Origin of the sequence: Ralstonia pickettii, from assembly GCF_030582395.1 — a bacterium.
In the GTDB taxonomy this organism is placed as follows: Bacteria; Pseudomonadota; Gammaproteobacteria; order Burkholderiales; family Burkholderiaceae; genus Ralstonia; species Ralstonia pickettii_D.
On the sequence record NZ_CP104381.1, the window covers coordinates 3,401,846 to 3,425,409 of the forward strand.

Annotated in this window: 18 protein-coding genes; 9 read left to right on the forward strand and 9 right to left on the reverse strand. The window is 64.9% G+C overall.

Annotation, left to right across the window (positions count from 1 at the left end):
• Positions 1 to 36 precede the first annotated feature (36 nt).
• From N5B55_RS16395 to def, 3 genes are all read right to left on the reverse strand, one after another.
• Positions 37 to 1,956, reverse strand: a complete 1,920-nt coding sequence (locus N5B55_RS16395; RefSeq protein ID WP_304538706.1) for an ArnT family glycosyltransferase — start codon at positions 1,954 to 1,956, stop codon at positions 37 to 39.
• 313 nt (positions 1,957 to 2,269) lie between these two features.
• The gene (locus N5B55_RS16400; protein ID WP_304538707.1) at positions 2,270 to 3,307 is read right to left on the reverse strand and encodes a glycosyltransferase family 9 protein; all 1,038 of its coding nucleotides are present in this window, start codon (positions 3,305 to 3,307) and stop codon (positions 2,270 to 2,272) included.
• A 165-nt stretch (positions 3,308 to 3,472) separates the two neighbouring features.
• Positions 3,473 to 3,988, reverse strand: a complete 516-nt coding sequence (gene def, locus N5B55_RS16405; protein ID WP_304538708.1) for a peptide deformylase — start codon at positions 3,986 to 3,988, stop codon at positions 3,473 to 3,475.
• A 252-nt stretch (positions 3,989 to 4,240) separates the two neighbouring features.
• Between def and N5B55_RS16410 the strand changes: the two genes are divergently transcribed.
• The 4 genes from N5B55_RS16410 (at position 4,241) to N5B55_RS16425 (ending at position 9,986) form a co-directional block, all read left to right on the forward strand.
• Positions 4,241 to 5,428 carry a LysM peptidoglycan-binding domain-containing protein gene (locus N5B55_RS16410; RefSeq protein WP_304538709.1) on the forward strand — a complete coding sequence of 396 codons (1,188 nt, stop codon included), beginning with the start codon at positions 4,241 to 4,243 and terminating at the stop codon, positions 5,426 to 5,428.
• Between the two features lie 26 nt (positions 5,429 to 5,454).
• The gene (gene dprA, locus N5B55_RS16415; RefSeq protein ID WP_304538710.1) at positions 5,455 to 6,660 is read left to right on the forward strand and encodes a DNA-processing protein DprA; all 1,206 of its coding nucleotides are present in this window, start codon (positions 5,455 to 5,457) and stop codon (positions 6,658 to 6,660) included.
• Positions 6,661 to 6,722: 62 nt separating this feature from the next.
• The gene (locus N5B55_RS16420; RefSeq protein ID WP_304538711.1) at positions 6,723 to 7,103 is read left to right on the forward strand and encodes a thioredoxin family protein; all 381 of its coding nucleotides are present in this window, start codon (positions 6,723 to 6,725) and stop codon (positions 7,101 to 7,103) included.
• 252 nt (positions 7,104 to 7,355) lie between these two features.
• Complete coding sequence (locus N5B55_RS16425; protein WP_304538712.1) at positions 7,356 to 9,986, forward strand: DNA topoisomerase III; 2,631 nt, start codon at positions 7,356 to 7,358, stop codon at positions 9,984 to 9,986.
• A 73-nt stretch (positions 9,987 to 10,059) separates the two neighbouring features.
• Here N5B55_RS16425 and N5B55_RS16430 read toward each other — a convergent pair whose 3' ends face one another.
• Complete coding sequence (locus N5B55_RS16430; RefSeq protein WP_009239399.1) at positions 10,060 to 10,998, reverse strand: LysR family transcriptional regulator; 939 nt, start codon at positions 10,996 to 10,998, stop codon at positions 10,060 to 10,062.
• Between the two features lie 452 nt (positions 10,999 to 11,450).
• Here N5B55_RS16430 and N5B55_RS16435 point away from each other — a divergent pair, with 452 nt between their 5' ends.
• Positions 11,451 to 13,139, forward strand: coding sequence for an AMP-binding protein (locus tag N5B55_RS16435; protein WP_065860077.1), 1,689 nt, complete (start codon positions 11,451 to 11,453; stop codon positions 13,137 to 13,139).
• A 36-nt stretch (positions 13,140 to 13,175) separates the two neighbouring features.
• Here N5B55_RS16435 and rodA read toward each other — a convergent pair whose 3' ends face one another.
• From rodA to N5B55_RS16460, 5 genes are all read right to left on the reverse strand, one after another.
• Positions 13,176 to 14,327 (reverse strand): rod shape-determining protein RodA, encoded by a 1,152-nt coding sequence (rodA, locus tag N5B55_RS16440; RefSeq protein ID WP_369812414.1) that lies wholly within the window; start codon positions 14,325 to 14,327, stop codon positions 13,176 to 13,178.
• 23 nt (positions 14,328 to 14,350) lie between these two features.
• Complete coding sequence (mrdA, locus tag N5B55_RS16445; protein ID WP_178961102.1) at positions 14,351 to 16,756, reverse strand: penicillin-binding protein 2; 2,406 nt, start codon at positions 16,754 to 16,756, stop codon at positions 14,351 to 14,353.
• Between the two features lie 42 nt (positions 16,757 to 16,798).
• Entirely contained in the window at positions 16,799 to 17,311 is a 513-nt protein-coding gene (gene mreD / locus N5B55_RS16450; protein WP_015856079.1) for a rod shape-determining protein MreD, read from the reverse strand.
• A gap of 16 nt (positions 17,312 to 17,327) precedes the next feature.
• Complete coding sequence (gene mreC / locus N5B55_RS16455; protein WP_065860079.1) at positions 17,328 to 18,374, reverse strand: rod shape-determining protein MreC; 1,047 nt, start codon at positions 18,372 to 18,374, stop codon at positions 17,328 to 17,330.
• 239 nt (positions 18,375 to 18,613) lie between these two features.
• Complete coding sequence (locus tag N5B55_RS16460; RefSeq protein ID WP_004628293.1) at positions 18,614 to 19,657, reverse strand: rod shape-determining protein; 1,044 nt, start codon at positions 19,655 to 19,657, stop codon at positions 18,614 to 18,616.
• A gap of 502 nt (positions 19,658 to 20,159) precedes the next feature.
• On the opposite strand from N5B55_RS16460, the gene gatC reads away from it, so the two are divergent.
• From gatC to N5B55_RS16480, 4 genes are all read left to right on the forward strand, one after another.
• A complete protein-coding gene (gene gatC, locus N5B55_RS16465) occupies positions 20,160 to 20,459 on the forward strand; it encodes an Asp-tRNA(Asn)/Glu-tRNA(Gln) amidotransferase subunit GatC (protein ID WP_004628291.1) in 300 nt (99 codons plus the stop codon).
• Positions 20,460 to 20,557: 98 nt separating this feature from the next.
• Entirely contained in the window at positions 20,558 to 22,045 is a 1,488-nt protein-coding gene (gatA, locus tag N5B55_RS16470; protein ID WP_178961103.1) for an Asp-tRNA(Asn)/Glu-tRNA(Gln) amidotransferase subunit GatA, read from the forward strand.
• 37 nt (positions 22,046 to 22,082) lie between these two features.
• Entirely contained in the window at positions 22,083 to 22,565 is a 483-nt protein-coding gene (locus N5B55_RS16475; protein WP_015856082.1) for a hypothetical protein, read from the forward strand.
• On the forward strand, positions 22,565 to 23,527 hold the full coding sequence (locus N5B55_RS16480) for a dienelactone hydrolase family protein (RefSeq protein WP_304538713.1): 963 nt from the start codon (positions 22,565 to 22,567) through the stop codon (positions 23,525 to 23,527). Before N5B55_RS16475 ends, N5B55_RS16480 begins: the two co-directional genes overlap by 1 nt.
• The last annotated feature ends 37 nt before the right edge of the window (positions 23,528 to 23,564 follow it).

Consider the following 23,564-nt stretch of genomic DNA (forward strand, 5'->3'; position numbering starts at 1 on the left):
GGGAAGCGCGCTACACGACAGCGTAGCGCATTGGGCTTAGCGACGGCCGCGATGCGGGGTGTCGGTCAGCGGCACGATGGGCTCGGGCGATGGCAACGCCTCCGGCCCCCCATTGCTGCGCCGCTGGAACAGCGAGAAGGTTTCGTTGGTGTCGCCCGGACGGCTGCCGCGCCAGACCATTTCCCAATTGTCGCCGTGCGGCCGGCGTCGGGCGTGTTCCGGGCGTTTTTCCAGCACGAGTATCAGGTCGCAGGTGCGCGCGGTCGGGTTCGGGCGGAGGGCGTCGCCGGCGCCGCTGTGACCCAGCAGCCATTTGACGGGGCGCACGCCGGTTTCGTAGTGCATCAGTGCGCGTTCGCTTTCGCCCATGCCGCGCGTGGCCACGCAAATCTGCGCTGATTGCAGCACTGGCTTGATCGCCTGGAACAGCGGGCGGTAGCTGCGGGCGTCGTCCACCCATGGCATCAGCAGCGTGCCTAGCAGACCCCACACCATGCCCAGGCCGGCCGCCCATGCGACCACGCCCGAACGTGCGGGCCGCAGCCACACGCAGGCGGCCCACAGCGCTGTAATGCCCCCTGCCGCCAATACGGCGACCGGGTGGATCAGCATGTCATACGGCAGCGGGAGCACGCGCCCCAGCATCTTGGCCAGCCAGCCCGGCAGCAATTGCCCGCCGCTGGTCACGAGCGCCCCCCACACCGCCCAGACCACCAGGCCCAGCACGCCGAACAACGCCACCGCCGCGCCCCATGCGCGTGCGCGCCACGCTGGCGCAATCAGTAGGAGCATTGGCGCTCCGAGCAGCGCCAGCGCGGGTTGCAGCGGCATCAGGTAGACATCGCGCAGACCAACTGAGCGCAGGAAGACCGCCAGCGTCACCAGGACGAACAGCGCAACCGCTACGTGTCCTTGATAGGGCAGCAGCCATGCGACGCGCGCGCCGGGCCCCCGCTGTCGCACCAGTTTCGTCAGCGAGATCCCCAGCATGCCGAGCGCTGGCCATACGGCAGGTGTACCTGTCAGGAAGATCGAGCGCACCGCGGTCGTCAACGTATTCCTTTCGCCCTCCAGCCCTGAAAAACCGAAGAAGCGGCCGAAGTTGTTGATCCAGAACCACTCGACAAACAGTTCCGGCGACGTGCGCCAGAAGACGATCGGCCAAATCAGCAGCCACGGAGCTGCCACCGCCAGTGAGATCAGATAAAAACGCCACGCCTGGCGGCTACGAAAATGGGGCAGCAGGGCCATCGCCGCTAACACCGTGACGGCAAAGAGGCCCGGCACGAGCACTCCCTTGCTAAGAAATGCCACGCCCACGCCGGTACCGAACCACAATGCGGGGCGCAACACCTTTACGCCGTCGCTGCCGCCCGCCTCACCTGCCTTGGCGTAGCGGACTAGACCGTATAGCGCAGTGGCCGTGCCGGCCAGTTGCGGCACATCGGCAATGAACTTGTGTATGTGCTCGACCAACCCAATGCAGCCCGCAAAGAGCAGCAGGGCCCCTAGTGCATAGCCGCTCAGGTCCTCGGTGTTGGCATTCGGCCCCTCCAAACGCCAGTCGGGGGCAATTGGCCCGTGTTCGCGTGTAAACGTCGCCTGGATGCGTAGTCGCCAGTGCCATGCCTCTTCGCGCAGTAGCCTCGCAGTGCGCCATATGGTCAGGCAGGTCAGCGCCATCCAGAGCACGATCGCAATCCGCACAGCTTCGTGCGGCTGGAGCTCGGGCACTGCCAGTGCTGCCAGTGCTCCGCTCCAGTACAGCAGCGGCGGTTTTTCGACAAACGGCTCAAACGCCACATTTGGCACGATCCAATCGCCGCGCTCGAGGATGTTGAGAACTACCCCGAATGAATAAGGCTCATCTGCCTTCCAGGGGGCCCGCCAGAACGTACCGGCGATTAGATATGCGCATACCATCAGCACGATGGCTACCTGCCAGTGCCGCGCCATGGCCATTGCAGGACTCGTCGGTCGCTTCCGGCCCTCTGACCCGGGAACGGCGCGGCCGGGCCCTTCGCCCTCATAGGACAAGCGCTTGTCACCAATTGCCCCAGGGCTTGGCTCTTTCATGGTTTGAAGCTCGACTGTCTTTTCGTATTCGTGCGAGATCGTTTGAACCGCGGTGACGCGGGAGAAAGGGCGCGAGAAACGATCGCAGTTCACAACCGTGGCGATGAACGGAATGTTGCGCCAATGTATCGCAGCCTGCTGCCTGGTCCACGATCTTCACTTTGATCTAAAGCCCGCTTGCAGGGCCGCGAATCTATTTACTTCGATCCTGGCGCAGTTGGATAAGTGCCCGGGTCGAGGCCGCTACTTTCTGCGGCGTAATAGCTTCCATGCAGCGATTGCGCTCGCAGGTCCGAAATGCAGGCGTGCCTACACAGGGGCTACAGGAAACCTTGACCGACACGATGTCAACAAAGTTCGTTCCATCTGCAAACGGCCCTGTTTGCAACGCCTGCGTTGGTCCGAACAGGGACACCACTGGCACGCCAAGCGCAGCCGCCATGTGGCTAGGACCGGTGTCTGTGCTTATCAAAGCGGCACTGCCCGCCATGACGGCCATCATCTGTTGCAGATTGGTTTTGCCGCAAAGGTTGATGTGACCGTCCATTCCCTCGGTAATCGACGCAGCCAATTCTGCTTCAGAGGCCGTCCCGATGATGACTGGGGTATGGTCCGGGAAGTCGTTCTTCCAGTTCGAGAGCAACTCTCGCCATTGCTGCGCTGGCCACGCGCGCAGTGCCTTTCTGCCCGCAGCAATCCAACTGTTTCCGAAATGCAGGCACACATAGGGTTTGTTGCCCGGAATAAGAGATTGCAGATCAATTGACGTGGGGGCAATCAACTTCGGGCTAGCGGTACGCGCCAACGCTCCTGGGATCGCAAGTTCCGTGATTTTCCGGATCGAAATCACGGCGTGCTCAGTGGGTGCGCCGACTTGATCTCGGATGGAGCAACCCATGACTTTCTTCTTGGCTCTCAGTAAAAAGAACAAGCCCCGAAAAAAAGACTTGGTCTCCATGTCTAGCGCAAGTTCATAGGGTTCTCGCAGCGAATGCAGGAGCACTCGCCACTTCGTCGGACTGAATGGGAAGGGGACTTTGCGTTTCGCGATCTCGAACACGCGCCCGATGCGCGGATCGTACGCAAAGAGCCCTGCCATCCCCTTTTTGACGACGACGTCGACTTTGGTATCCGGGCCGTAATGGGCAATGAGACTATCAATCGGTGACATCCCCCAGATAGTGTCGCCAAGCATTCCGACGCGGATCAACAAAACGCTTTTCTTTTGCATTCCCTGCAGTTACTCATCTTGTCCGTCGGCCTAGCCCACTCTGAAGGGCGCGGACCACGGGGTTGCAAGCCGGCGACGGCGATTGCTGGATTGCGAAATGGGATGGGCGCAATGCACGTCCAATGGCTGGTGCTTGCCCCCGACCAGATATCGGCTGGTTTGGCGTCACCGCTGATGCTCCAACTCGCGTTGATGCTTCTTGAGCTTGGAGCGGATACGCGTCTGCTTGAGCGGCGAGAGGTATTCAACGAAGACCTTGCCCATCAGATGATCCATCTCGTGCTGGATGCACACGGCCAGCAGGTCGTCGGCTTCCAGTTCGAACGTTTCGCCCTTCTCGTTCAGTGCGCGCACGCGCACACGGGCCGGCCGGTCGACCTTGTCATAGATATCAGGCACCGACAGGCAGCCTTCGTCCCAGACCTTGTGCTCGTCGCTTGCCCAGATGATCTCAGGGTTGATGAACACCCGCAGTTCGTCGCGCGACTCCGACACGTCGATGGTGATCACGCGCTCATGCACGTCCACCTGCGTGGCGGCCAGGCCCACCCCGGGCGCTTCGTACATGGTCTCGGCCATATCGGCGACGAGTTTGCGGATGCGGTCATCCACAACGGCAACCGGCTTGGCGACTTTATGCAGCCGCGGATCAGGGTATTGCAGGATATTCAGTAGGGCCATGATGCTTGGCAACAACGGTTGCTGAAGGCCACGCTAACGAGGGGTTGCCTTCAATTGCGATCGCCTGGAATGTCATGCAGAATCGGGGGCGCTATCCGCCACATGGCTTAGGAAAAAGCCTGACGAATGTTGGATGCCATACCCCTCTTGCTGCAGCGCAGAACTGCGTACAGCCGCGGCGGTGAGGCGTCGAACAGGCACGCGGACCACCCGCCGATTCTTCATAGAATAATGCGCCATCGTAACACACCGATGCACTCTCAGCCCGCCATGCAAACTGCCACGAAAGCGCGCCAGCCTTACGTTTGCGCCCTGTCGGCGCTTGCCGCGGCAGCGCTTTTCTGCATGGGCACCGCCCACGCCGCCGAGCGCACTGTGACGCCGGCGCAACAGGCGCAGGCCGCGACAGCTGCCCAAGCGGGCATCCCCGAATCCGAACTGTCCGCCACCGCGCCAGCGCAGTACACCGTGCGCCGTGGCGACACGCTTTGGGCCATCTCGGGCAAGTACCTCGAGCGGCCTTATCGCTGGCCCGAACTCTGGGGCATGAACCGCGAGCAGATCCGCAACCCGCATCTGATCTATCCGGGCCAGATCCTGTATCTGCATCACGCCAATGGCCGCGCCTGGCTGTCGAGTTCGCCGGCATCGGCGGATGGCAGCACGGTGCGCCTGTCGCCGCATACCCGCGTGTCGGGACAGGACGGCGATGCCATCTCGAGCATTCCGGCCGCCGCCATCGAGCCGTTCCTGACCCAGCCGATCGTGGTGGACGAAGAAACGCTGGCCACGCCGGCGCGCCTCTTCTCGCTGCCCGAAGGCCGTGTTTATCTGGGCAAGGGCGAAAACGCCTACGCTCGCGGCCTGCCCGAAGGCGAAGGCGGCCAAGCGGGTACCGAGTGGCAGGCGTATCGCCCGGTTCGGCCGCTCAAGGACCCGGTGACCGGCAACGTGCTCGGCTACGAAGCGGACTTCCTCGGCACGTTGCGCGTGGTGCGCGCGGCGACCGGCCCGCAGGCGGTCACCAAGATGGAAGTGCTGTCGTCCAAGGAAGAAATGGGCGTCGGCTCCCAGCTGATGCCGCTGCCACCGCGCGTGCCGGTGCGCTATACGCCGCATGCGCCGGAGGGCGACGTGCACGGCGCGGTCGCCAAGGTGACAGGCGGCGTGCGTTTTGGCGGCACCGACCAGGTGATCGTGCTGAACATTGGCAGCCAGCAGGGTCTTGAGCCGGGCCACGTGCTGTCGCTGGCGCGCGCTGGCGCGCTGGTAAAAGACGCCACCGCCGGCAACGAGGCCGTGCAACTGCCGGAAGAACGCTACGGCCTGGCTTTCGTGTTCCGTGTGTTCCCGCATGTCGCCTATGCACTGGTGACGGACGCCTCCAACACCGTGGAAGTGGGCGACAGCGTGAGCAACCCGATGTCGCCGCAACCCTGAACTACGCGCTTACTGCAGTCCCCGATTTGACCGATGCATCCCAGGCCGCGGCACCCGCCGCGGCCGATTCCACCGCTTCCCTCTCCTGCACGCGCGATCCGGCTGAACTGGCCGCGTGGCTGCGTCTGACTGAAACCCCCGGCGTCGGGCCCGTTGCCGCGCGGCAGTTGCTGGCGGCCTTCGGGTTGCCGCAAGACATCTTCGCCCAGCCGTATGCCGCGCTCGCCAAGGTGTTGCCCGAGCGGCAAGCGCGTGCGTTGCTCGCCGAGCCCGACGAAACGCTTGCGGCACTGATCGAGCGTACCGTCGCCTGGGTGAACGAGCCCGGCAACGCCATCTTCACGCTGGCCGATCGCGGCTACCCGCCACGTCTCCTTGAACTGCCGGACCCGCCGACCTTGCTGTACACGAAGGGCGATGCTTCGTTGCTGCGTGCCGCAGCGGTGGGCGTTGTGGGCGCCCGCAGCGCCACGGCAGCCGGCATCGACAACGCCCGGGCATTTTCCCAGGCGCTGTCGGCGGCGAGCGTGACCGTCGTGTCGGGCTTGGCGCTCGGCATCGATGCGGCCGCGCATGAGGGCGCGCTGGCCGGCCCGGGAAGCACCATCGCAGTCGTGGGTACGGGGCTGGATGTTGTTTACCCGGCCCGCAACCGGGCGCTGGCGCATCGCATTGCCGAGGCTGGCGTGATCATCTCCGAATACCCGCTGGGGATGGGCGCACGTGCCGAGAACTTCCCGCGCCGCAATCGACTGATCTCCGGCTTGGCGCGCGGGCTGCTGGTAGTGGAAGCGGCGGCGCAGTCCGGCTCGCTGATCACGGCGCGGCTGGCGGCCGAGCAGGGGCGCGATGTGTTTGCGATTCCCGGGTCGATCCATTCGCCGCTGGCCAAGGGCTGCCATCTGTTGATCAAGCAAGGCGCCAAGCTGGTGGAAACCGCCGCCGATATTCTCGATGAACTCGGCTGGGGGCGTGCTGCAGCGCCGGCCAAGCGTGCGGCGCGCACCGCCACGGTCCAGGCTCCCGAGACTGCGCCGGTCCCCGCCCGCGCGGCGCCGACCGGGGCTGAAACGGTGCTGCTCGACGCGCTCGGCTTTGACCCCGTCGATCTGGATACCTTGTGCGAGCGCACCGGACAGGCGGCGGCCGCGCTGTCTGCGCAGCTTCTGGCCCTGGAGTTGGATGGCCGCGTCGAGCGTCAGCCCGGCGGGCGCTTCCTGCGGCTTCCGTAAAAGCGTGCCTACAATAGGCGCGACCCCCTCGCCACGCTGCTCATCGTTCAGCCCCGTTTTTCATGCCACTGCTCTCGCCCGACACCGACGCCGCTGCGCTGCACGCGGGCATCCGCTCCGGGCAACTGCTGGTCGCGTGCCTGTGCGCAGAGTGGTGCGGTTCGTGCCGCAGCTATCGCACGACCTTCACTGAACTCGCGGCGCGGCATCCGGAGTGCTGCTTCGTCTGGGTCGACGTTGAAGACCATGCCGATGCGCTGGGTGATTTCGACGTTGAAAATTTTCCGACCTTGCTGGTGCAGCGTGGCAACGATGTGTTGTTTTTCGGCCCGGTCCTCCCTCACGCTGGAGTTGTTGAAGGCTTGCTTTCGCGTGATCTGAGCACGGCTTCGGCGGTGGCTGCGGCCCCTGACTTGCGAGGCTGGCTGCTGGAATCGGCGTGATTGCAAGCCTTGACAGGGCCAAGCGCCGCATGCGCCACTCTATTGCGCCTGAAAAGGAACCGCGCTTATGATTGGCGGCCAAATTTGGGCCGACCGAACAAGAAGGGCGTCCAAATAGGTGCGGTGACGGGCGTCCCCGGCACTTGAAGTCGGCAGGCGTTGCCATAAGACTCTAAAAAACACGCGAACGGTCGTTATAGAAAAGCGACTTCTTCTTTACCCGATCACTTGCGATCGCCAGGATCCGCTCACATGTCCAAGGCTCTCATCATTGCCGAAAAACCGTCGGTCGCCGCTGATATCGCGCGCGCGCTGGGTGGCTTCACCAAGCACGACGAGTACTTTGAGAGCGACGACTACGTCCTCTCCTCGGCGGTTGGCCACCTGGTCGAGATTGCCGCGCCGGATGAATACGAAGTCAAGCGCGGTAAATGGAGCTTCGCTCACCTGCCCGTGATCCCGCCGCACTTTGATCTGCGCCCGATCGCCAAGTCCGAGTCGCGCCTCAAGGTGCTGACGCGCCTGATCAAGCGCAAGGACGTGACCAGTCTGATCAACGCATGTGACGCGGGGCGCGAAGGGGAGTTGATCTTCCGCCTGATCGCGCAACATGCAAACACCAAGCTGCCGGTGAAGCGGCTGTGGCTGCAGTCGATGACGCCGCAGTCCATCCGTGATGGCTTCGGCAAGCTGCGCAGCAACGAAGACATGATGCCGCTGGCGGACGCCGCGCGCTGCCGTTCCGAGGCCGATTGGCTGGTCGGTATCAACGGCACGCGCGCCATGACGGCGTTCAACAGCAAGGGCGGCGGCTTCTTCCTGACCACCGTGGGCCGCGTGCAAACGCCCACGTTGTCGATCGTCGTGGAGCGCGAAGAGAAGATCAAACGCTTCGTGCCGCGCGATTACTGGGAAGTGCGCGCCGAATTCATCGCCGCCGCTGGTCTGTACGAAGGCCGCTGGTTCGACCCGAAATTCAAGAAAGACGAGTTCGATCCCGAGCGACGAGACTCGCGCCTGTGGAGCGAGGCCGAGGCCAAGAGCATCGTGGCCGCGTGCCGCGACAAGCCTGGCGCCGTGACCGAAGAGTCGAAGCCGTCAACGCAGATGTCGCCGGCGCTGTTCGACTTGACCAGCCTGCAGCGCGAGGCCAACGGCCGCTTCGGCTTCTCGGCCAAGAACACGCTCGGCCTGGCGCAGGCCCTGTATGAAAAGCATAAGGTGCTGACGTACCCGCGTACCGATTCGCGCGCGCTGCCCGAAGACTACATGGGCACGGTCAAGCAGACCCTCGACATGCTGGGCGAAAGCTCGCCCAACTACCTGACGCACGCGAAGAAGATTCTCGCCAACCAGTGGGTCAAGCCGAACAAGCGGATCTTCGACAACAGCAAGATCAGCGATCACTTCGCCATCATCCCGACGCTGCAGGCACCGAAGAACCTGTCGGAGCCGGAGCAGAAGCTGTACGACCTGGTGGTGCGCCGCTTCCTGGCGGTGTTCTTCCCGGCGGCCGAATACCAGGTCACCACCCGCGTGACCGAGGTGGCAGGGCATCACTTCAAGACCGAAGGCAAGGTGCTGGTGAACCCGGGCTGGCTGGTCGTCTATGGCCGCGAGGCGCAGGGCGAAGATGCCAACCTTGTGCCGGTCGCCAAGGACGAGAAGGTCAAGACGGACAAGGTCGAGCCGGTGGGCCTCACCACCAAGCCGCCCGCACGCTATAACGAAGCGACACTGCTTTCTGCCATGGAGGGCGCCGGCAAGCTGGTCGACGACGACGCGCTGCGCGAAGCCATGGCCGGCAAGGGCCTGGGCACGCCAGCCACGCGCGCGGCCATCATCGAAGGGCTGTTGACGGAAAAGTACCTCGTGCGCGAGGGCCGTGAGCTGATCCCGACGGCCAAGGCCTTCCAGCTGATGACGCTGCTGCGCGGCCTGGGCGTGGAAGAACTGACGCAAGCCGAGTTGACCGGCGGCTGGGAGCACAAGCTTTCCCTCATCGAGCGTGGTCAGCTGGAGCGCGACGAATTCATGCGCGAGATCGCGCAGATGACGCAGCAGATCGTCAAGCGCGCGAAGGAATACGACAGCGACACCATCCCCGGCGACTATGCGACGCTTTCCACGCCATGTCCGCAATGCGGGCACGTGGTCAAGGAAAACTACCGCCGCTTCGCGTGCAGCCACTGCGACTTCTCGATCAGCAAGATTCCGGGTGGACGCCAGTTCGAGCTGGACGAGGTGGAAGAATTGCTGACCAACAAGACCATCGGCCCGCTGCAGGGTTTCCGCAGCAAGATGGGCCGGCCGTTTGCGGCCATCCTCAAGCTGGCGCAGGAAGACGGTCACTGGAAGATGGAGTTCGACTTCGGCCAGAACGACGAAGACGATGGCGAACCGGTCGATTTCTCCGGGCAGGAAAGCGTCGGCCACTGCCCGAAGTGCAACGGCAACGTCTACGAGCACGGCCTGAAGTACGTGTGCGAGAACGCCGTGGCGCAGCCCAAGACGTGCGATTTCACCACCGGCAAGATCATCCTGCAGCAGGAGATCAGCCGCGAGCAGTTGGCCAAGCTGCTGACCGAGGGCAAGACCGACCTGCTGACCGGCTTCAAGTCGGCGCGCACGGGCCGTAACTTCAAGGCGTTCCTGGTCAAGCAGCCGGACGGGAAGATCGGCTTCGAATTCGAACCCCGCGGCGAAGGCAAGGGCAAGCCTGGTGCCAAGACCGCGGCAAAGAAGACCACAGCAGCAGCCAAGACGCCTGCCGCCAAGAAGGCGCCGGCCAAGACCGCGAGCAAGACGGCCGCCAAGAAGCCCCCGGCGCGCAAGAAAGCCGCCGAAGCCGAGGCCGACGAGGAAAGCACCAGCGAAACCTGATCGCAGTTTCGCAGGCATCAACGCAAACGGGAGGACAGTGTCCTCCCGTTTTGTTTTGGCGATGCAGCTCGGCTTACGCGGCTTCGCTCAGGCCGCGGCCGGCGCGCGCTTCGCTGTGCTTGACCTCCATCGCCTGCGCCAGCATGTAATCGATGAACGTGCGGACCTTTGTCGGCAGGAACTTGCGGCTTGGGTACACCAGCGACAGCGACCGGTGCGGCAGCTTGTATTGCGGCAGCACGCGCACCAGACGCCCGGACTCCAGATCCGGCCGGGCCATGTACGACGACAGAATCGCGATGCCCATGTCGGCGAGCACGGCGCGGTGCATCAGTTCGGCATTGCTGGTGACGAGCGAGGGCTGCACGGGCACCGAGATCGACTGGCCGTCGGGCGTGCTCATCTCCCATTCGTGACGCAGTTGCGGATGCCACATGGCGATGACGCGGTGCTCGGCAATATCTTCGGCGCGCTGCGGCGTGGAATGCTGGCGGAGGTAGGCCGGCGTGGCGGCCATGACCATCTCGGCGGAAATCATCCGGCGCGCGACCAGGTGCGAGCCGAGGCCGAGTTCAGAAACCATGATGCCGACGTCGCGGCCATCCTCGACGATGTCGATCGGCCGGTCGGACAGCGCCACGTCAAACGTCACCTCGGGATAGAGCTGCTGGAAGCGCGCGAGCAGCATCGGCAGCACGTGCAGCCCGAACATGACGGGGGCGACGATGCGCAGGCCGCCCACCAGCGCCTGGCTGCGCGAGGTGGCCAGCGATTCGGCCTCGTCAATGTCGAGCAGGATCTGCGCACAGCGCTGCAGGTAGGTTTCGCCCACATCGGTCAGCGACAGGCTGCGCGTGGTGCGGTTGAGCAGGCGCGTGCCCAGATGCGCCTCCAGGTCGGCCACGTAGCGCGTGACCACGGCATTGCTCATCGACAGATGCTGGGCTGCCCGGGCGAAGCTGCCAAGCTCCACGACCTTGGAAAACACCCGCATCGACTGCAAACGATCCATTCCAGCCTCTCACATAATTTGTTGTCAAAAATAGAACAAATCTGTCACGACAGCAAATATTTAATATTGTCACAAGCAATTCACTGCCTAGGGGCGATCCCAGAATGTGAGCGCACGCTCAGTGCAGAACATCGGCCGGGTTTGCGTTCACGTTAATTAATTGCCATGGCTGGATATCCGACTTCTCACCGATTGACGCCGCAGCAGATTTGCGCCGAGACTCTATACCGAGCGGTAGATTTTTGTGGAATTCATCTTGCGCAAAGTCATGTTGGGCCCGAACCGTGGGTGGAACAGGGTTTTGCGCAAATCGGTGCGGCGTTGCGCAGACAGCTTCGCCATACTCGAACGATGGACGCCGCCTACCCTGACCCGCATGAGCGCCCCGCAACGAGGGCAGCCATCACGGCCGATGTATCGCCCTGCGATGCCTGCGGCCGAGGAGACACCACATGACCATCCAGAACCGCGAACCGGTCAACTATCTCGCAGGCGAGATGCCGCTGCACCGGTATTGCGCCCACCATGCGCAGCAGACGCCCGAGCGCATCGCCCTGTTGTGGTATGGCCGCACGATCTGCTGGCGGGAGCTGGATCAGGCCTCGACACGGCTGGCGGTGCAACTGCGCCGCTTGGGCGTGACACGCGGCGACCGCGTTGCATTGTTTCTGCACAATTGTCCGCAAGCCATCGTGGCGCATCTGGCCACGGTCAAGCTGGGCGGCATCGTTGTGCCGTGCGGGCCGCTGTCGCGCCAACACGAGCTGCGCGACCAACTGGCCGATTGCGGCGCCAAGATTCTGGTGGCCGCTGCAGACCTGATGCCGATCGTCGAGGCCGCCCGGCCGGGGACGTCGGTCACGACCGTCATCACGACGCGCTATGCCGATCTGCAGCCTTCGCAGCCGGCCTGCCGCAAGGCGCTGGCGGTGCCGCCCGAGTTGATTGCGGCCGATGCCTCGTCGGCGCCGCCGCTCAAGAACAGGCCGGGCGCCGCACAGCTTGACCTGATGCAATTGATGGCTGAGCCCGTGGATGTAGCCGAGCGCAACGCCGTGGCGGCTATCGAGGTGAGTCTGGACGACGTTGCGCTGATGGTCTACACGTCGGGCACCACCGGCCGCCCGAAGGGCGCCATGCTCACGCACCGCAACGCACTGTACAAGACCGCCGTCACGGTGCAGGTCAGCGGCATCCATGCCGCGGACGTGATGCTGGCGGTGGCGCCGCTGTCTCACATTGCCGGCATGCTGATGGGCATGAACGTGATGCTGTACTCCGGTGCGACGACCATCCTGCTCTATCGGTTCGATCCTCTGGCCGTGCTGCAGGCGATCGACCGCTACCGCGTGACACGCTGGTACAGCATGACGCCGATGAATCTGGCGGTCATGGCGCATCCGGACGCGGCGCAGTACCGCATGGAATCCTTGGTGGCCAACCCATGCACCAGCTTCGGTGTCACCCTGACCGAAGCGATTGCCGAGCAGTGGCGTGCTTTTGCTGGCCCGCAATGCCGCATCTACGAAGCGGCCTATGGGCTGTCGGAAACCCACACCTGCGACGCCATCACACCCGCCGAGGCTCCGCGCTGGGGTTGGCACGGCAAGATCGTCCCGCAGACCGAGGTATGCATCGTCGACCCGCACACCGGCGCGGAATTGCCCCCGGGCCAGGCCGGCGAGATCACCATCCGCAGCCCCGGCGTGTTCCGCGGTTACTGGCAGCGCGACGATGCCACGCGTGCCGTCCTGCACAACGGTTTTCTCCGTACCGGCGATATTGGCCAGGTCTCGCCCGACGGCTACCTGCAATGGCAGGGGCGCATCAAGGAAATGATCAAGGTGTCGGGCTACAGCGTGTTTCCGGAAGAGGTCGAGGCGCTGCTGTCGCGCCACCCCGGCATCCGCCAAGTGGCCGTGACGCCAATTCCCGATCCCGACAAGGGCGAAGTCGTGTGCGCGCATGTGGTACCGATGAACGGCGTGACGCTCTCGGAAGCCGAGCTGATCGCCTGGTCGCGCGACAACATGGCGCCATACAAGGTGCCGCGGCGCGTGAAGTTCCACGATGCGCTGCCCGCTACCGCAACGGGCAAGGTGCTGCGAAGGTTGCTGCGCGAAGAAGCCGTCGCCGCCTGAAAGCAAAACGGCCGCCCAATTCTGGCGGCCGTTTTGTCAGGTCTGTACGAAGCGTTTCTGTCGGGCGATGCTCATCAGGATACCGATGCCCATGCCCAGCGTGACAAGCGCCGTCCCCCCGTAACTGATGAGCGGCAGCGGCACGCCCACCACCGGCAGGATGCCGCTCACCATGCCCATGTTGACGAAGGCGTAGGTGAAGAAGATCAGCGTGATGGATCCGGCCAGCAGGCGCCCGAACAGTGTGCCCGCATTGGCCGCAATGAAGAGCCCGCGCAAGATCAGCAGCAGATAGAGGAACAGCAGCACGCCGTTGCCCACCAGCCCGAATTCCTCTGAATACACCGCGAAGATGAAGTCGGTGTGCTTCTCGGGAATGAATTCCAGGTGGGTTTGCGTGCCCTTCAGCCATCCCTTGCCCGTCACGCCGCCCGAGCCGATGGCGATGATCGACTGGATGGTGTGGAAGCCCTTGCCCAGCGGGTCGGTGGTCGGGTCGAGCAGCGTACAGACGCGGTGTTGCTGGTAGTCGTGCAGGATCGGCCAGTTCACGCCCGGCGCGCAAATGCGCGATTCGAACGACACCACCAACGTGATCGCCGTGACAGCAACCACCAGCACCGGCACGATCAGCCGCCAAGACAGCCCGGCGAAGTAGATCACGTAGATGCCTGCCGCCAGGACCAGCAGCGCGGTGCCCAGGTCGGGCTGCTTGGCGATGAGCCCGACGGGAATCAGCAGCAGCAAGGCGGCCGCCAGATAGTCGTACCAGTGGATCACGCCCTCGCGCTTCTGGAAGTACCACGCCAGCATCAGCGGCATGGCGATCTTCATGATCTCGGAAGGCTGCACCACCACGCCGATATTGAGCCACCGCCGCGCGCCCTTGCGGATCAGCCCGAACGCCGCCACGCCAATCAACAGCGCCACGCCCACGGTGTAGAGCGGCACGGCAAAACGCATCAGTGTCTGCTGCGGCAGGTTGGCGATGATCCACATCAGCACGAACGACAGCAGGATGTTGCGGACCTGGTCTTCCACCCGGCCCGGCATGTCGATGGCGGCCGAATACAGGGCCACCAATCCCGTCCCGAGCAGCAGGAAGACGATCAGCGCCAGCGGGCCGTCGAAGCCGGTGAAGAGCGACTTGATGACGTTGAATATGCGGCGCTTGTCCAGTTTGTTCATGGCGAAATCCTCAAGCGCAAATATCAGGGCGCGGCCGGCTTGGAGGCCGGTTTCTGCGCGGGCTTCGACGCCGGCTTGTTGCCGGGCTTGGCGTCCTTCGCACCCTTGGGGGTGGTGGCCGGAGCCGAAGCCGGTGCGGCGGCGTTGCCCCGTCCGCGCGGCGGCAGTTCGGGTGCCGGTTGTGCATGCGACAGCGCTTGCAGCACTTGGGCGTCCAGCGTGGCCGGGGCGACAGCTTCGGCGCTGGTGCCGGCCTCGCGCAGGGCCGGTGCCAGCAGGTCGGGCGACAGCGGCGGCACGCTGCGTGCGGCGCCCGCCGGAACCGACGACGCGGTCGGCGCCGAAGCGGCGGCCACGGCAGTGGCGGAGGAGGCTGCCGTGCCTGAAGCGGATGTGACCCCGGATGCCGGCTCTGCAGCCACCGCCGGCGCGGCAGTCGCGCTGGCGATGGTGGCCGTCTTGCCCGTCGAGAACACGCTCGGCGTATCCACCGGCGGTTGCTGCTGGGGTTTCGGCGCGGTGGCAGCCAGCTCGGCGGGCCACTTGCCGGTCAGGTAGTAGTCCATGACCGCACGTGCAATCGGCGCGGCCGAGGCAGCGCCGAAGCCCGCGTTTTCCACGATCAGCGCCAGCGCGATCTTCGGATGGTCCGCCGGCGCAAACGCCTCGAACAGTGCGTGGTCGCGCTTGTTTTCAGGAATGGCGTGGTGGTTGTACTTCTCGTTCTTGCCCAGCGAATACACCTGCGCCGTGCCCGTCTTGCCCGCCGACACATACTGCGCACCGATGAACGCCTTGGCCGCCGTGCCGGCCTGGTTGACGCCCACCATGGCGCGCTTGATTACGTCGATGTTGGCCTGCTTGAGCGGAATCCGGTAGCTCTCCGTCGGCACCGTCAGCGAGCGCGACTTGGACAGCGAATCTTCAACCGCCTTCACCAGGTGGGGCTTCATCACCACGCCATTGTTGGCCAGCGTCGAAATCGCATGCGCGAGCTGCAGGATGGTGAAGTTGTTGTAGCCCTGGCCGATGCCCAGCGAGATCGTTTCGCCGTCGTACCACTTCTGCTGTTCCGGGCGCTTGTAGGCTTTGCGCTTCCAGTCCGTGGAGGGCAGGATGCCGGTGCGCTCGCCTTCGATGTCGATGCCCGTGACTTGCCCGAAGCCGAATGGCTTCATGAAATCGTGGATGGCATTGACGCCCATGTCGTTGGCGAGCCGGTAGTAATACGTGTCGCACGACGCCACGATGGAGCGGTACATGTCGACCCAGCCGTGCCCGCCCGGCGCGTCGTCGCGAAAGGTGTGATTGCCGAGCGTGAACGAGCCTGGGTCAGCCATGCCCCACTGCGGCGTGCGCTTGCCCAGCTCCAGCGCGCCCAGCGCCATAAAGGGCTTGTACGTCGAGCCGGGCGGATACGTGCCGCGCAGCGGGCGGTTCAGCAGCGGCTTGTCCGGCGAGTTGTTCAGCTCATTCCAGGTTGCGCTGTCGATCCCTTCAATGAACAGGTTCGGATCGAACGTTGGCTTGGAGACGAAGGCGAGGATGTCGCCCGTTTCCGGCTCGATCGCCACCAGGGCGCCGCGCCGGTTGCCGAAGAGTTGCTCGGCCAGCCGCTGCAGGTTGATGTCGAGCGACAGGATCAGGTTGTTGCCCGGCGTTGCCTGCGAGGTGGACAGCGTGCGGATCGGCCGCCCGCCCGCGCTCACTTCCACCTCTTCGTAGCCGGTCAGGCCGTGCAGCTCGGTTTCGTAGCTCTGCTCGATACCGACCTTGCCGATGTATTCCGTGCCGCTGTAGTTGTTGGAATCCTTGCGCGGGTCGTACGCCACGCCCGGCTGGCTGTTGGCATCGCTCATGTTGTCGATGCGGTCCAGGTCGCGCTCGGAGATCCGGCCGATGTAGCCGATCACGTGCGACGCCGAGTCGCCCAGCGGGTATTGGCGGAACAGCCGCGCATGCACATCCACACCCGGAAAGCGGAAGCGCTGCGCCGAAAAGCGCGCGACTTCCTGGTCCGTCAGCTGACTGCGGATCGGCAGGCTTTCGAAGCTGCGCGCATCTTCCATCAGACGCTTGAAGCGGCGGCGGTCGCGCGGCTGGATATCGACCACCTGGGCAAGCTGGTCGATCGTGTTATCGAGCGTGTCCTGCAGCTTGGAAGGCGTGATCTCCAGCGTGTAGGCAGAATAGTTGCGCGCCAGCACCACGCCGTTGCGGTCCATGATGATGCCGCGGTTGGGCTCGATGGGCGCGACCGAGATGCGGTTGTCTTCCGCCTTGGCCGAGTACTGCTCGTGCTTGACCTGCTGCAGCCAGAAGAAGCGCGCCAGCAGCAGCCCGAAGCAGACGAGCACGAACAGGGCGGCCGCCGCCAGCCGCAGGCGGAAGCGCGACAGCTCCTGTTCGACGTTGCGGATTTCGGTCATGCCAGGTGAAGGCGAATAGCGGAGTGCATCAGATCGGCCGCCTTAGATGGGCCGGGTTTCGTCGACGCTTTCCGGGCGACGCTGCGGCGCCAGCAGGAAGGCGTTGGCGAACGGCCAGAGGGCAGCTTCGATCAGCGGCGGCAGGATGACCTGCCAGTCCGGCAGGTGCGCGCCCATCAGCAGTCGGATGACGATCGGCACGGCGTGCGCCAGCACCAGCAGCGGCAGCACGTGCAGCGCCTGCGACAGTACCGAGAACCACAGCACGCGCCGGTGAATCGTGATCGCGAAGTACGACAGCATCGTGTAGGCCATCGCGTGTTCACCCAGCAGACGTGCTTCGTGCACGTCCATCAGCAGGCCGAGCAGAAAAGCCACCACCATGCCCACACGTCGCGGCTGGTGGATGTTCCAGAACACCAGCACGAGCGCCACCAGATCGGGAATCCACTGCATGTGGCCCCACGGCATCAGGTTGAAGAGAAACGCCAGCACGAAGCTGAACGCGATGAAGCCAGGGTTGACCGGGCGCAGCAGGTATTGGGGCGAGTTCATGATCGATGGCCTCGCTTCAGCGTTTTTGCGCTGAATCGGTGTCCAGCGGGTTGCCGTCGGCGTCGGTCGGGCGCGGCGGCGGGGCGTTTTCTTCGGCTGCTGCCGCGGGCGCCGGCACGTTGGCTTCGGCGGCCGCGCGTGCGGCGCGGTCCTTCTCTTCGCGGGCGTCGCGAGCGGCGTTCTTGCCCTTCGGGGCAGGCGGGGGCGACAGGTCTGTCGGCGGCGGGAAGCCCGATTCGTACTTCACGATCAGCAGGTGCCGGTTGCTGCGGATGCCGGCCACCGGCTCGCAAATCACGCGCGAGAACGCGGTATCGGCCTTGCGCTCGATTTGCGAAATACGCGCCACCGGCAGGCCAGCCGGATAGACGCCATCCAGCCCAGACGTGACCAGCAGGTCGCCCTGTTGCAAATCGGCCGAGGCGGCCATGAAACGCAGGTCCAGCGCGCCCGGCCGGGCACCGCCAAAGGCAACGCTGCGCAGGCCGTTGCGCACCACTTCCACGGGGATCGCCTGGTCCTTGTCGGTCAGCAGCGTGACTTGCGATTCGAACAGCGATACGCGCGTCACCTGGCCGACCACGCCGCGGTCATCGATGACCGGGTAGCCCGCGCGCACGCCGTCCTTCGAGCCGCGATCGATCACGATGCGCTGCGTATAAGGGTCACGTGCTTCGTAGAGGACTTCGGCCGCTACCGTGGGCACCGCGGCGTGCTGCTTCAGATTCAGCAACGTGCGCAGATTCCGGTTTTCGGCTTCGAGCTGCGAGGCGCGCAGCGATTGCTGCGCCTGGGCAACCGCCGATTCGCGCAGGCTGCGGTTATCGACGGCCAGCTTGGTGGACGACTGCGTGTATTCGAGCGCGGCGCGTGCCGTATCGCGTGGAATCAGCACCAGGCGCTCGATGGGGTACAGGATGACCGACACGACTTGCCGGACCACGCCCAGCACCGACATGCGGGCATCGATCACCAGCAACGCAAGCGAAAGCGCGAGCAAGGCGACCAGCCGCGCGGTGGCGGACGGGCCCTGCTTGAAGAGGGGCGGCGGGGAGTAATCCATGACCCGGACGCTTCAAATGGGCACGGCAGACGCGTGACGGTCAACGTCAAGGTCAACGGCCTGCCGGCAGCAGATTGGGTGTGGCGCTGGTGCGGTGCCGAAGCCCTGGGTGGGCGGAGCACGGCGCACCGGCGCGAGACGCATCTCAGCGGTCCGCGAAGGCGGCTGGCGTGACCAGAACGACAGTCACGAAATCGGTCGCAACAGCGGAACGCGGATCGGCGTGGCGCATGGTCCCGTTATTCGTACGAGAAGATGCTGCCGAGCTTGTCCATGCGTTCGAGCGCCATGCCCGAGCCGCGCACCACGCAGGTCAGCGGATCTTCGGCCACCAGCACCGGCAGACCGGTTTCTTCGGCCAGCAGGCGGTCGAGGTCGCGCAGCAGTGCGCCGCCGCCGGTGAGCATCATGCCGCGCTCGGCAATGTCGGCACCCAGCTCCGGCGGGGTTTGTTCCAGGGCGATCTTCACCGACGAGACGATCTGGTTCAGCGGATCCGTCAGCGCTTCCAGAATTTCATTGGACGACACCGTGAAGGCGCGCGGGATGCCTTCCGACAGGTTGCGGCCCTTCACTTCCATCTCGCGCACTTCCGAACCCGGGAAGGCCGAGCCGATTTCCTTCTTGATGGCTTCGGCGGTCTGTTCGCCGATCAGCATGCCGTAGTTGCGGCGGATGTAGTTGACGATGGCCTCGTCGAACTTGTCGCCGCCCACGCGCACGCTGCCCTTGTAGACCATGCCGCCCAGCGAGATGATGCCCACCTCCGTGGTGCCACCGCCAATGTCCACCACCATCGAGCCCGACGGCTCCGACACCGGCAGGCCGGCGCCAATCGCAGCGGCCATCGGCTCTTCGATCAGGTAGACCTGCGATGCGCCGGCGCCCAGCGCCGACTCACGGATGGCACGGCGCTCGACTTGGGTCGAGCCGCACGGCACGCAGATGATGATGCGGGGGCTCGGGCGCAGCAGCTTGGTGTCGTGCACCATCTTGATGAACTGCTTGAGCATCTGCTCGGTGACGGTGAAGTCGGCGATCACGCCGTCTTTCATCGGGCGGATCGCCTCGATATTGCCCGGCACCTTGCCCAGCATCTGCTTGGCTTCCTTACCGACAGCCTGGATGGTCTTCTTGGCGTTCGGGCCGCCTTCCTGGCGAATGGCCACCACCGACGGCTCATCAAGGACGATGCCCTTGTCGCGGACGTAGATCAGGGTGTTGGCGGTGCCGAGGTCGATCGCAAGATCGTTGGAGAAATAGCTGCGCAAAAAGCCAAACATCGAATGAATCCTGTTTTTCGAGTCATGGGCGGCCCAGCAGCAGGATTGCGGTGCTACGGCTGCACCTACGCGCGGACGTCGCAAGGGCATGCCATGCGGTCCGATCCTGCTACTGCGCTCCCGGGAATGTCGCGGGCTCCGTGGTGATCGACGGTGGGGTGCCGTGGCACTGGCCATCCTGCCGAGGCTGGGCCACCCGGAGAGGGGGCCCCCAAGGAACCTTTGATTAAGTGTCGCCTGATGCTGACGGTGCGACTGCCGGGAGGTTCCCGGGGTACTTAATCAGAGGGTCCGTGACTGCACGAAGTCGCCTGCTGACTTAGAAATTTAGTCGGCAATCATACCTTATAATTCGGGCAATCTGCGGGTATTCGGCGGGCGTTTGGCGCCGAAATTGCGGCAAATCGGCGCTGTCGGGGCCCAACCTGGGCGCCCCTTGCGCGCAGTAGCCGTCGCTTGCCGCACGTTGCCCGCCCGCCGCTGCACTCACTGACCCATTCCGATGGCACTCGAACTCTCCGACGTCAAACGCATCGCCCATCTCGCCCGTATCGAAGTCTCCGAGGGCGAGGCCGCGCAAACCCTCACGCAGCTCAACCAGTTTTTCTCGCTGGTCGAGCAGATGCAGGCCGTGGATACCACCGGCATCGAGCCGATGGCCCACCCGATCGAGCAGGTTCAGGCGCAAGCGCAGCGTCTGCGCGACGATGCCGTCACCGAGGCCGACCGCCGCGCCGACTACCAGCAATGCGCGCCGGCCACCGAGGCCGGCCTGTACCTTGTGCCCAAGGTGATCGAGTAACCCGCGGTAATCCGCGTAAACGGCGCGTCCGCGCTGGTCTTGAGCCCACTCCATTCGACGTCGCCGGCCGCTGCCGGCAGCCCATCCGAACGTATTCGATGACCGCATCCACGATCAAAGCCCTGTCCGCCCAACTCGCCGCCAAGGAGGTTTCGGCGGAGGAACTGGCGCGCCATTACCTGTCGCGCATCGAGGCGGGGGCGCACCTCAATGCCTTTACCCATGTCGACGCCGAGGCGACGCTTGCCCAGGCGCGGGCCGCCGACGCGCGCATTGCGGCCGGCAACGCGGCACCGCTGACCGGCGTGCCCATCGCGCACAAGGACGTGTTCGTCACGCGCGGCTGGCGTGCCACGGCGGGCTCCAAGATGCTCGGCAATTACACCAGCCCGTTTGACGCCACCGTCGTCGAGCGCCTGGGGGCGGCCGGCATGGTGACGCTGGGCAAGACCAACATGGACGAATTCGCGATGGGTTCGTCCAATGAGAACTCGGCGTTCGGCGCGGTCAAGAACCCGTGGAACCTCGAGCACGTGCCGGGCGGCTCGTCGGGCGGCTCCGCCGCGGCGGTGGCGGCCGATCTGGTGCCCGCTGCAACGGGGACGGACACGGGCGGCTCGATCCGCCAGCCGGCATCGTTCTCGGGCATTACGGGGATCAAGCCGACGTACGGCCGCGTGTCGCGCTACGGCATGATCGCTTTCGCTTCATCGCTGGACCAGGGCGGCCCGATGGCCCGCACGGCCGAGGATTGCGCGCTGCTCCTGTCTGCCATGGCCGGCTTTGACCCGCGCGATTCCACCAGCCTGGAACCCGGCCGCGGCGGCGATGTGGAAGATTTCGGCCGCCTGCTCGGGCAGCCGCTGCAAGGCGCCGATGCTGCGCGCCCGCTGGCCGGTCTGCGCATCGGCTTGCCCAAGGAGTATTTTGGCGAAGGCCTGGCCGACGACGTGCGCGCCACGGTGCGCGCCGCGCTGGCCGAGCTGGAAAAGCTCGGCGCCACGCTGGTCGACATCAGCCTGCCGAAGACCGAATTGTCGATCCCGACGTATTACGTGATCGCCCCGGCCGAGGCGTCGTCCAACCTGTCGCGCTTTGACGGCGTGCGCTACGGTCACCGCGCGGCGGAATACCGCGATCTGGCCGACATGTACCGCAAGTCGCGCGCCGAGGGTTTTGGCTGGGAGGTCAAGCGCCGGATCCTGGTGGGCACCTATGTGCTGTCCCACGGCTATTACGACGCCTATTACCTCCAAGCGCAGAAGATCCGCCGGATCATCGCGCAGGATTTCCAGAATGCATTCGCGCAGTGCGACGTGATCATGGGCCCCGTCGCCCCGACCGTTGCCTGGAAGATCGGCGAGAAGAGCGATGATCCGGTGCAGATGTACCTTGAAGACATCTTCACCCTGTCGACCAGCCTGGCAGGCCTGCCGGGCATGAGCGTGCCGGCCGGTTTCGGCGCCAACGGTCTGCCGGTTGGCTTGCAGATCATCGGCAACTATTTTGAAGAGGCACGCATGCTGCAGATCGCGCACGCGTTCCAGCAGGCGACCGACTGGCACAACCGCCAGCCTGCGGCCTGAGGCCCATCCAGACGTCCGCTCCACGCAGGAGGCACGCATGAACCACCGCATCCGCACTGCACTCGGGCTGGCGCTTGCCGCCGGCCTGCTGGCGGCGTGCGTGCCGATTCCGCTGCCATCGATTCCGGGCATCAGCCGCCCGTCGAAGCCGCCGCCGATCTCCGACCGCCGCATCGACATCAACGGCTACTGCAGCCAGACCGAAGAAGACGGTTTCCGCGAGCAGGCGACGCTCACCGTGGCCGACAACAACGTCAGCGCCATGCAATGGCAGTTGTGGGTCGGCCGGCGCGGTTCGTGTCAGTTCGACCTGTCGACGTTCCAGCAGACCAGGCGCCGCCCCAGCATCGAGCTGCGCGAGCGCAACGGCAATTGCACGCTGATGGTCTGGCAGGACCCGCGCCGCGTCACGCTGGCACACGCCAACTGTGAAGCGCATTGCACGCCCGGCATCTATGAAGAAGCGTGGCCGGTGATGTTCGACCCGCAAACGGGCCAATGCGCCCGCAATGCCCGGTGATGCATAGATCGCTTCGCGTGCTGGCGGCGCTGGCCGGCGCCCTGGCGCTGCATGCGGTCGCGCAACCGACGCCGGACGCCGAAGGCGCTCTGCCGGATATGCCGGCTGCGCGTGCACCATCGTCGGCCGAGCTGGGCGTGCAGACGGTGGAGATTCCCCGTGCGTCCATGAAAGACGCCGAGGATGCGCCGCAAACGCTGACCGCCTACTGGGTCGCATCGCCGGTCAAGGCCCCTGCGACCGGCGCGCCGGTGGTGATCGCGCTGCACGGCTGCAGCGGCCTCTATACGCAGGCCGGTGCGGATGCCAAGGCCTTGGGCTCGCGCTATCGGGGGTATGCGCAGTGGCTGGGTGCGCGGGGTTACGCGGTGGTGTTTCCCGACAGCTTCGGCCCGCGCGGCAGACCGCACGGCATCTGCACCGAACGCACGGCCACGCGCGATATCAACGGCGCAGTGCGCCGCGCCGACGTGCTGGCGACGATCCGCTGGGTGGCGGGGCAGCCGGGCGTGGATGCGCGCCGCATCGTCCTGCTCGGCTGGTCCAACGGCGCGCAGGCCGTGCTGGAGGCGGTGGATGCCAGCCGCGCCTGGCCTGCCGATACGCCTGCCGTCAATCGCGCGGTGGCCTTCTATCCGGGCTGTGCATCGGCGCAGAAGCGGCCGGACTATCGGCTGAATGCGCCATTGCTGCTGCTGGCCGGCGGCAACGACGACTGGACCCCGGCGGATCACTGCCAGGCGCTGCAGACTGCCGTCCTGGCGCGGCAGCCGCAGGCGCGTTTCGAGCTGGACATGTTTGGCGGCGCGTATCACGGCTTCGACGGCACCGCCGCAGTCAAGGAGCGCAACGGCATCCCGAAGGGACGTCGCTATGGAACGGTCACCGTCGGTGGCGATCCGGCAGCGCGCGAGGCCGCGTTCGCGAAGCTCGCGGCGTGGCTCGATGCGCCGCACCCGTGATCGCAGCCAGGCAAGAACACCAGATTACCTGAACACC

What these genes read in the sequence shown, in the direction of transcription:
- N5B55_RS16395 (WP_304538706.1), bottom strand. Translation starts at nt 1,956, where the DNA reads ATGGCGCGGCACTGGCAGGTAGCCATCGTGCTGATGGTATGCGCATAT.
- N5B55_RS16400 (WP_304538707.1), bottom strand. Translation starts at nt 3,307, where the DNA reads ATGCAAAAGAAAAGCGTTTTGTTGATCCGCGTCGGAATGCTTGGCGAC.
- def (WP_304538708.1), bottom strand. Translation starts at nt 3,988, where the DNA reads ATGGCCCTACTGAATATCCTGCAATACCCTGATCCGCGGCTGCATAAA.
- N5B55_RS16410 (WP_304538709.1), top strand. Translation starts at nt 4,241, where the DNA reads ATGCACTCTCAGCCCGCCATGCAAACTGCCACGAAAGCGCGCCAGCCT.
- N5B55_RS16420 (WP_304538711.1), top strand. Translation starts at nt 6,723, where the DNA reads ATGCCACTGCTCTCGCCCGACACCGACGCCGCTGCGCTGCACGCGGGC.
- N5B55_RS16425 (WP_304538712.1), top strand. Translation starts at nt 7,356, where the DNA reads ATGTCCAAGGCTCTCATCATTGCCGAAAAACCGTCGGTCGCCGCTGAT.
- N5B55_RS16430 (WP_009239399.1), bottom strand. Translation starts at nt 10,998, where the DNA reads ATGGATCGTTTGCAGTCGATGCGGGTGTTTTCCAAGGTCGTGGAGCTT.
- N5B55_RS16435 (WP_065860077.1), top strand. Translation starts at nt 11,451, where the DNA reads ATGACCATCCAGAACCGCGAACCGGTCAACTATCTCGCAGGCGAGATG.
- rodA (WP_369812414.1), bottom strand. Translation starts at nt 14,327, where the DNA reads ATGAACAAACTGGACAAGCGCCGCATATTCAACGTCATCAAGTCGCTC.
- mrdA (WP_178961102.1), bottom strand. Translation starts at nt 16,756, where the DNA reads ATGACCGAAATCCGCAACGTCGAACAGGAGCTGTCGCGCTTCCGCCTG.
- mreD (WP_015856079.1), bottom strand. Translation starts at nt 17,311, where the DNA reads ATGAACTCGCCCCAATACCTGCTGCGCCCGGTCAACCCTGGCTTCATC.
- mreC (WP_065860079.1), bottom strand. Translation starts at nt 18,374, where the DNA reads ATGGATTACTCCCCGCCGCCCCTCTTCAAGCAGGGCCCGTCCGCCACC.
- N5B55_RS16460 (WP_004628293.1), bottom strand. Translation starts at nt 19,657, where the DNA reads ATGTTTGGCTTTTTGCGCAGCTATTTCTCCAACGATCTTGCGATCGAC.
- gatC (WP_004628291.1), top strand. Translation starts at nt 20,160, where the DNA reads ATGGCACTCGAACTCTCCGACGTCAAACGCATCGCCCATCTCGCCCGT.
- gatA (WP_178961103.1), top strand. Translation starts at nt 20,558, where the DNA reads ATGACCGCATCCACGATCAAAGCCCTGTCCGCCCAACTCGCCGCCAAG.
- N5B55_RS16475 (WP_015856082.1), top strand. Translation starts at nt 22,083, where the DNA reads ATGAACCACCGCATCCGCACTGCACTCGGGCTGGCGCTTGCCGCCGGC.
- N5B55_RS16480 (WP_304538713.1), top strand. Translation starts at nt 22,565, where the DNA reads ATGCATAGATCGCTTCGCGTGCTGGCGGCGCTGGCCGGCGCCCTGGCG.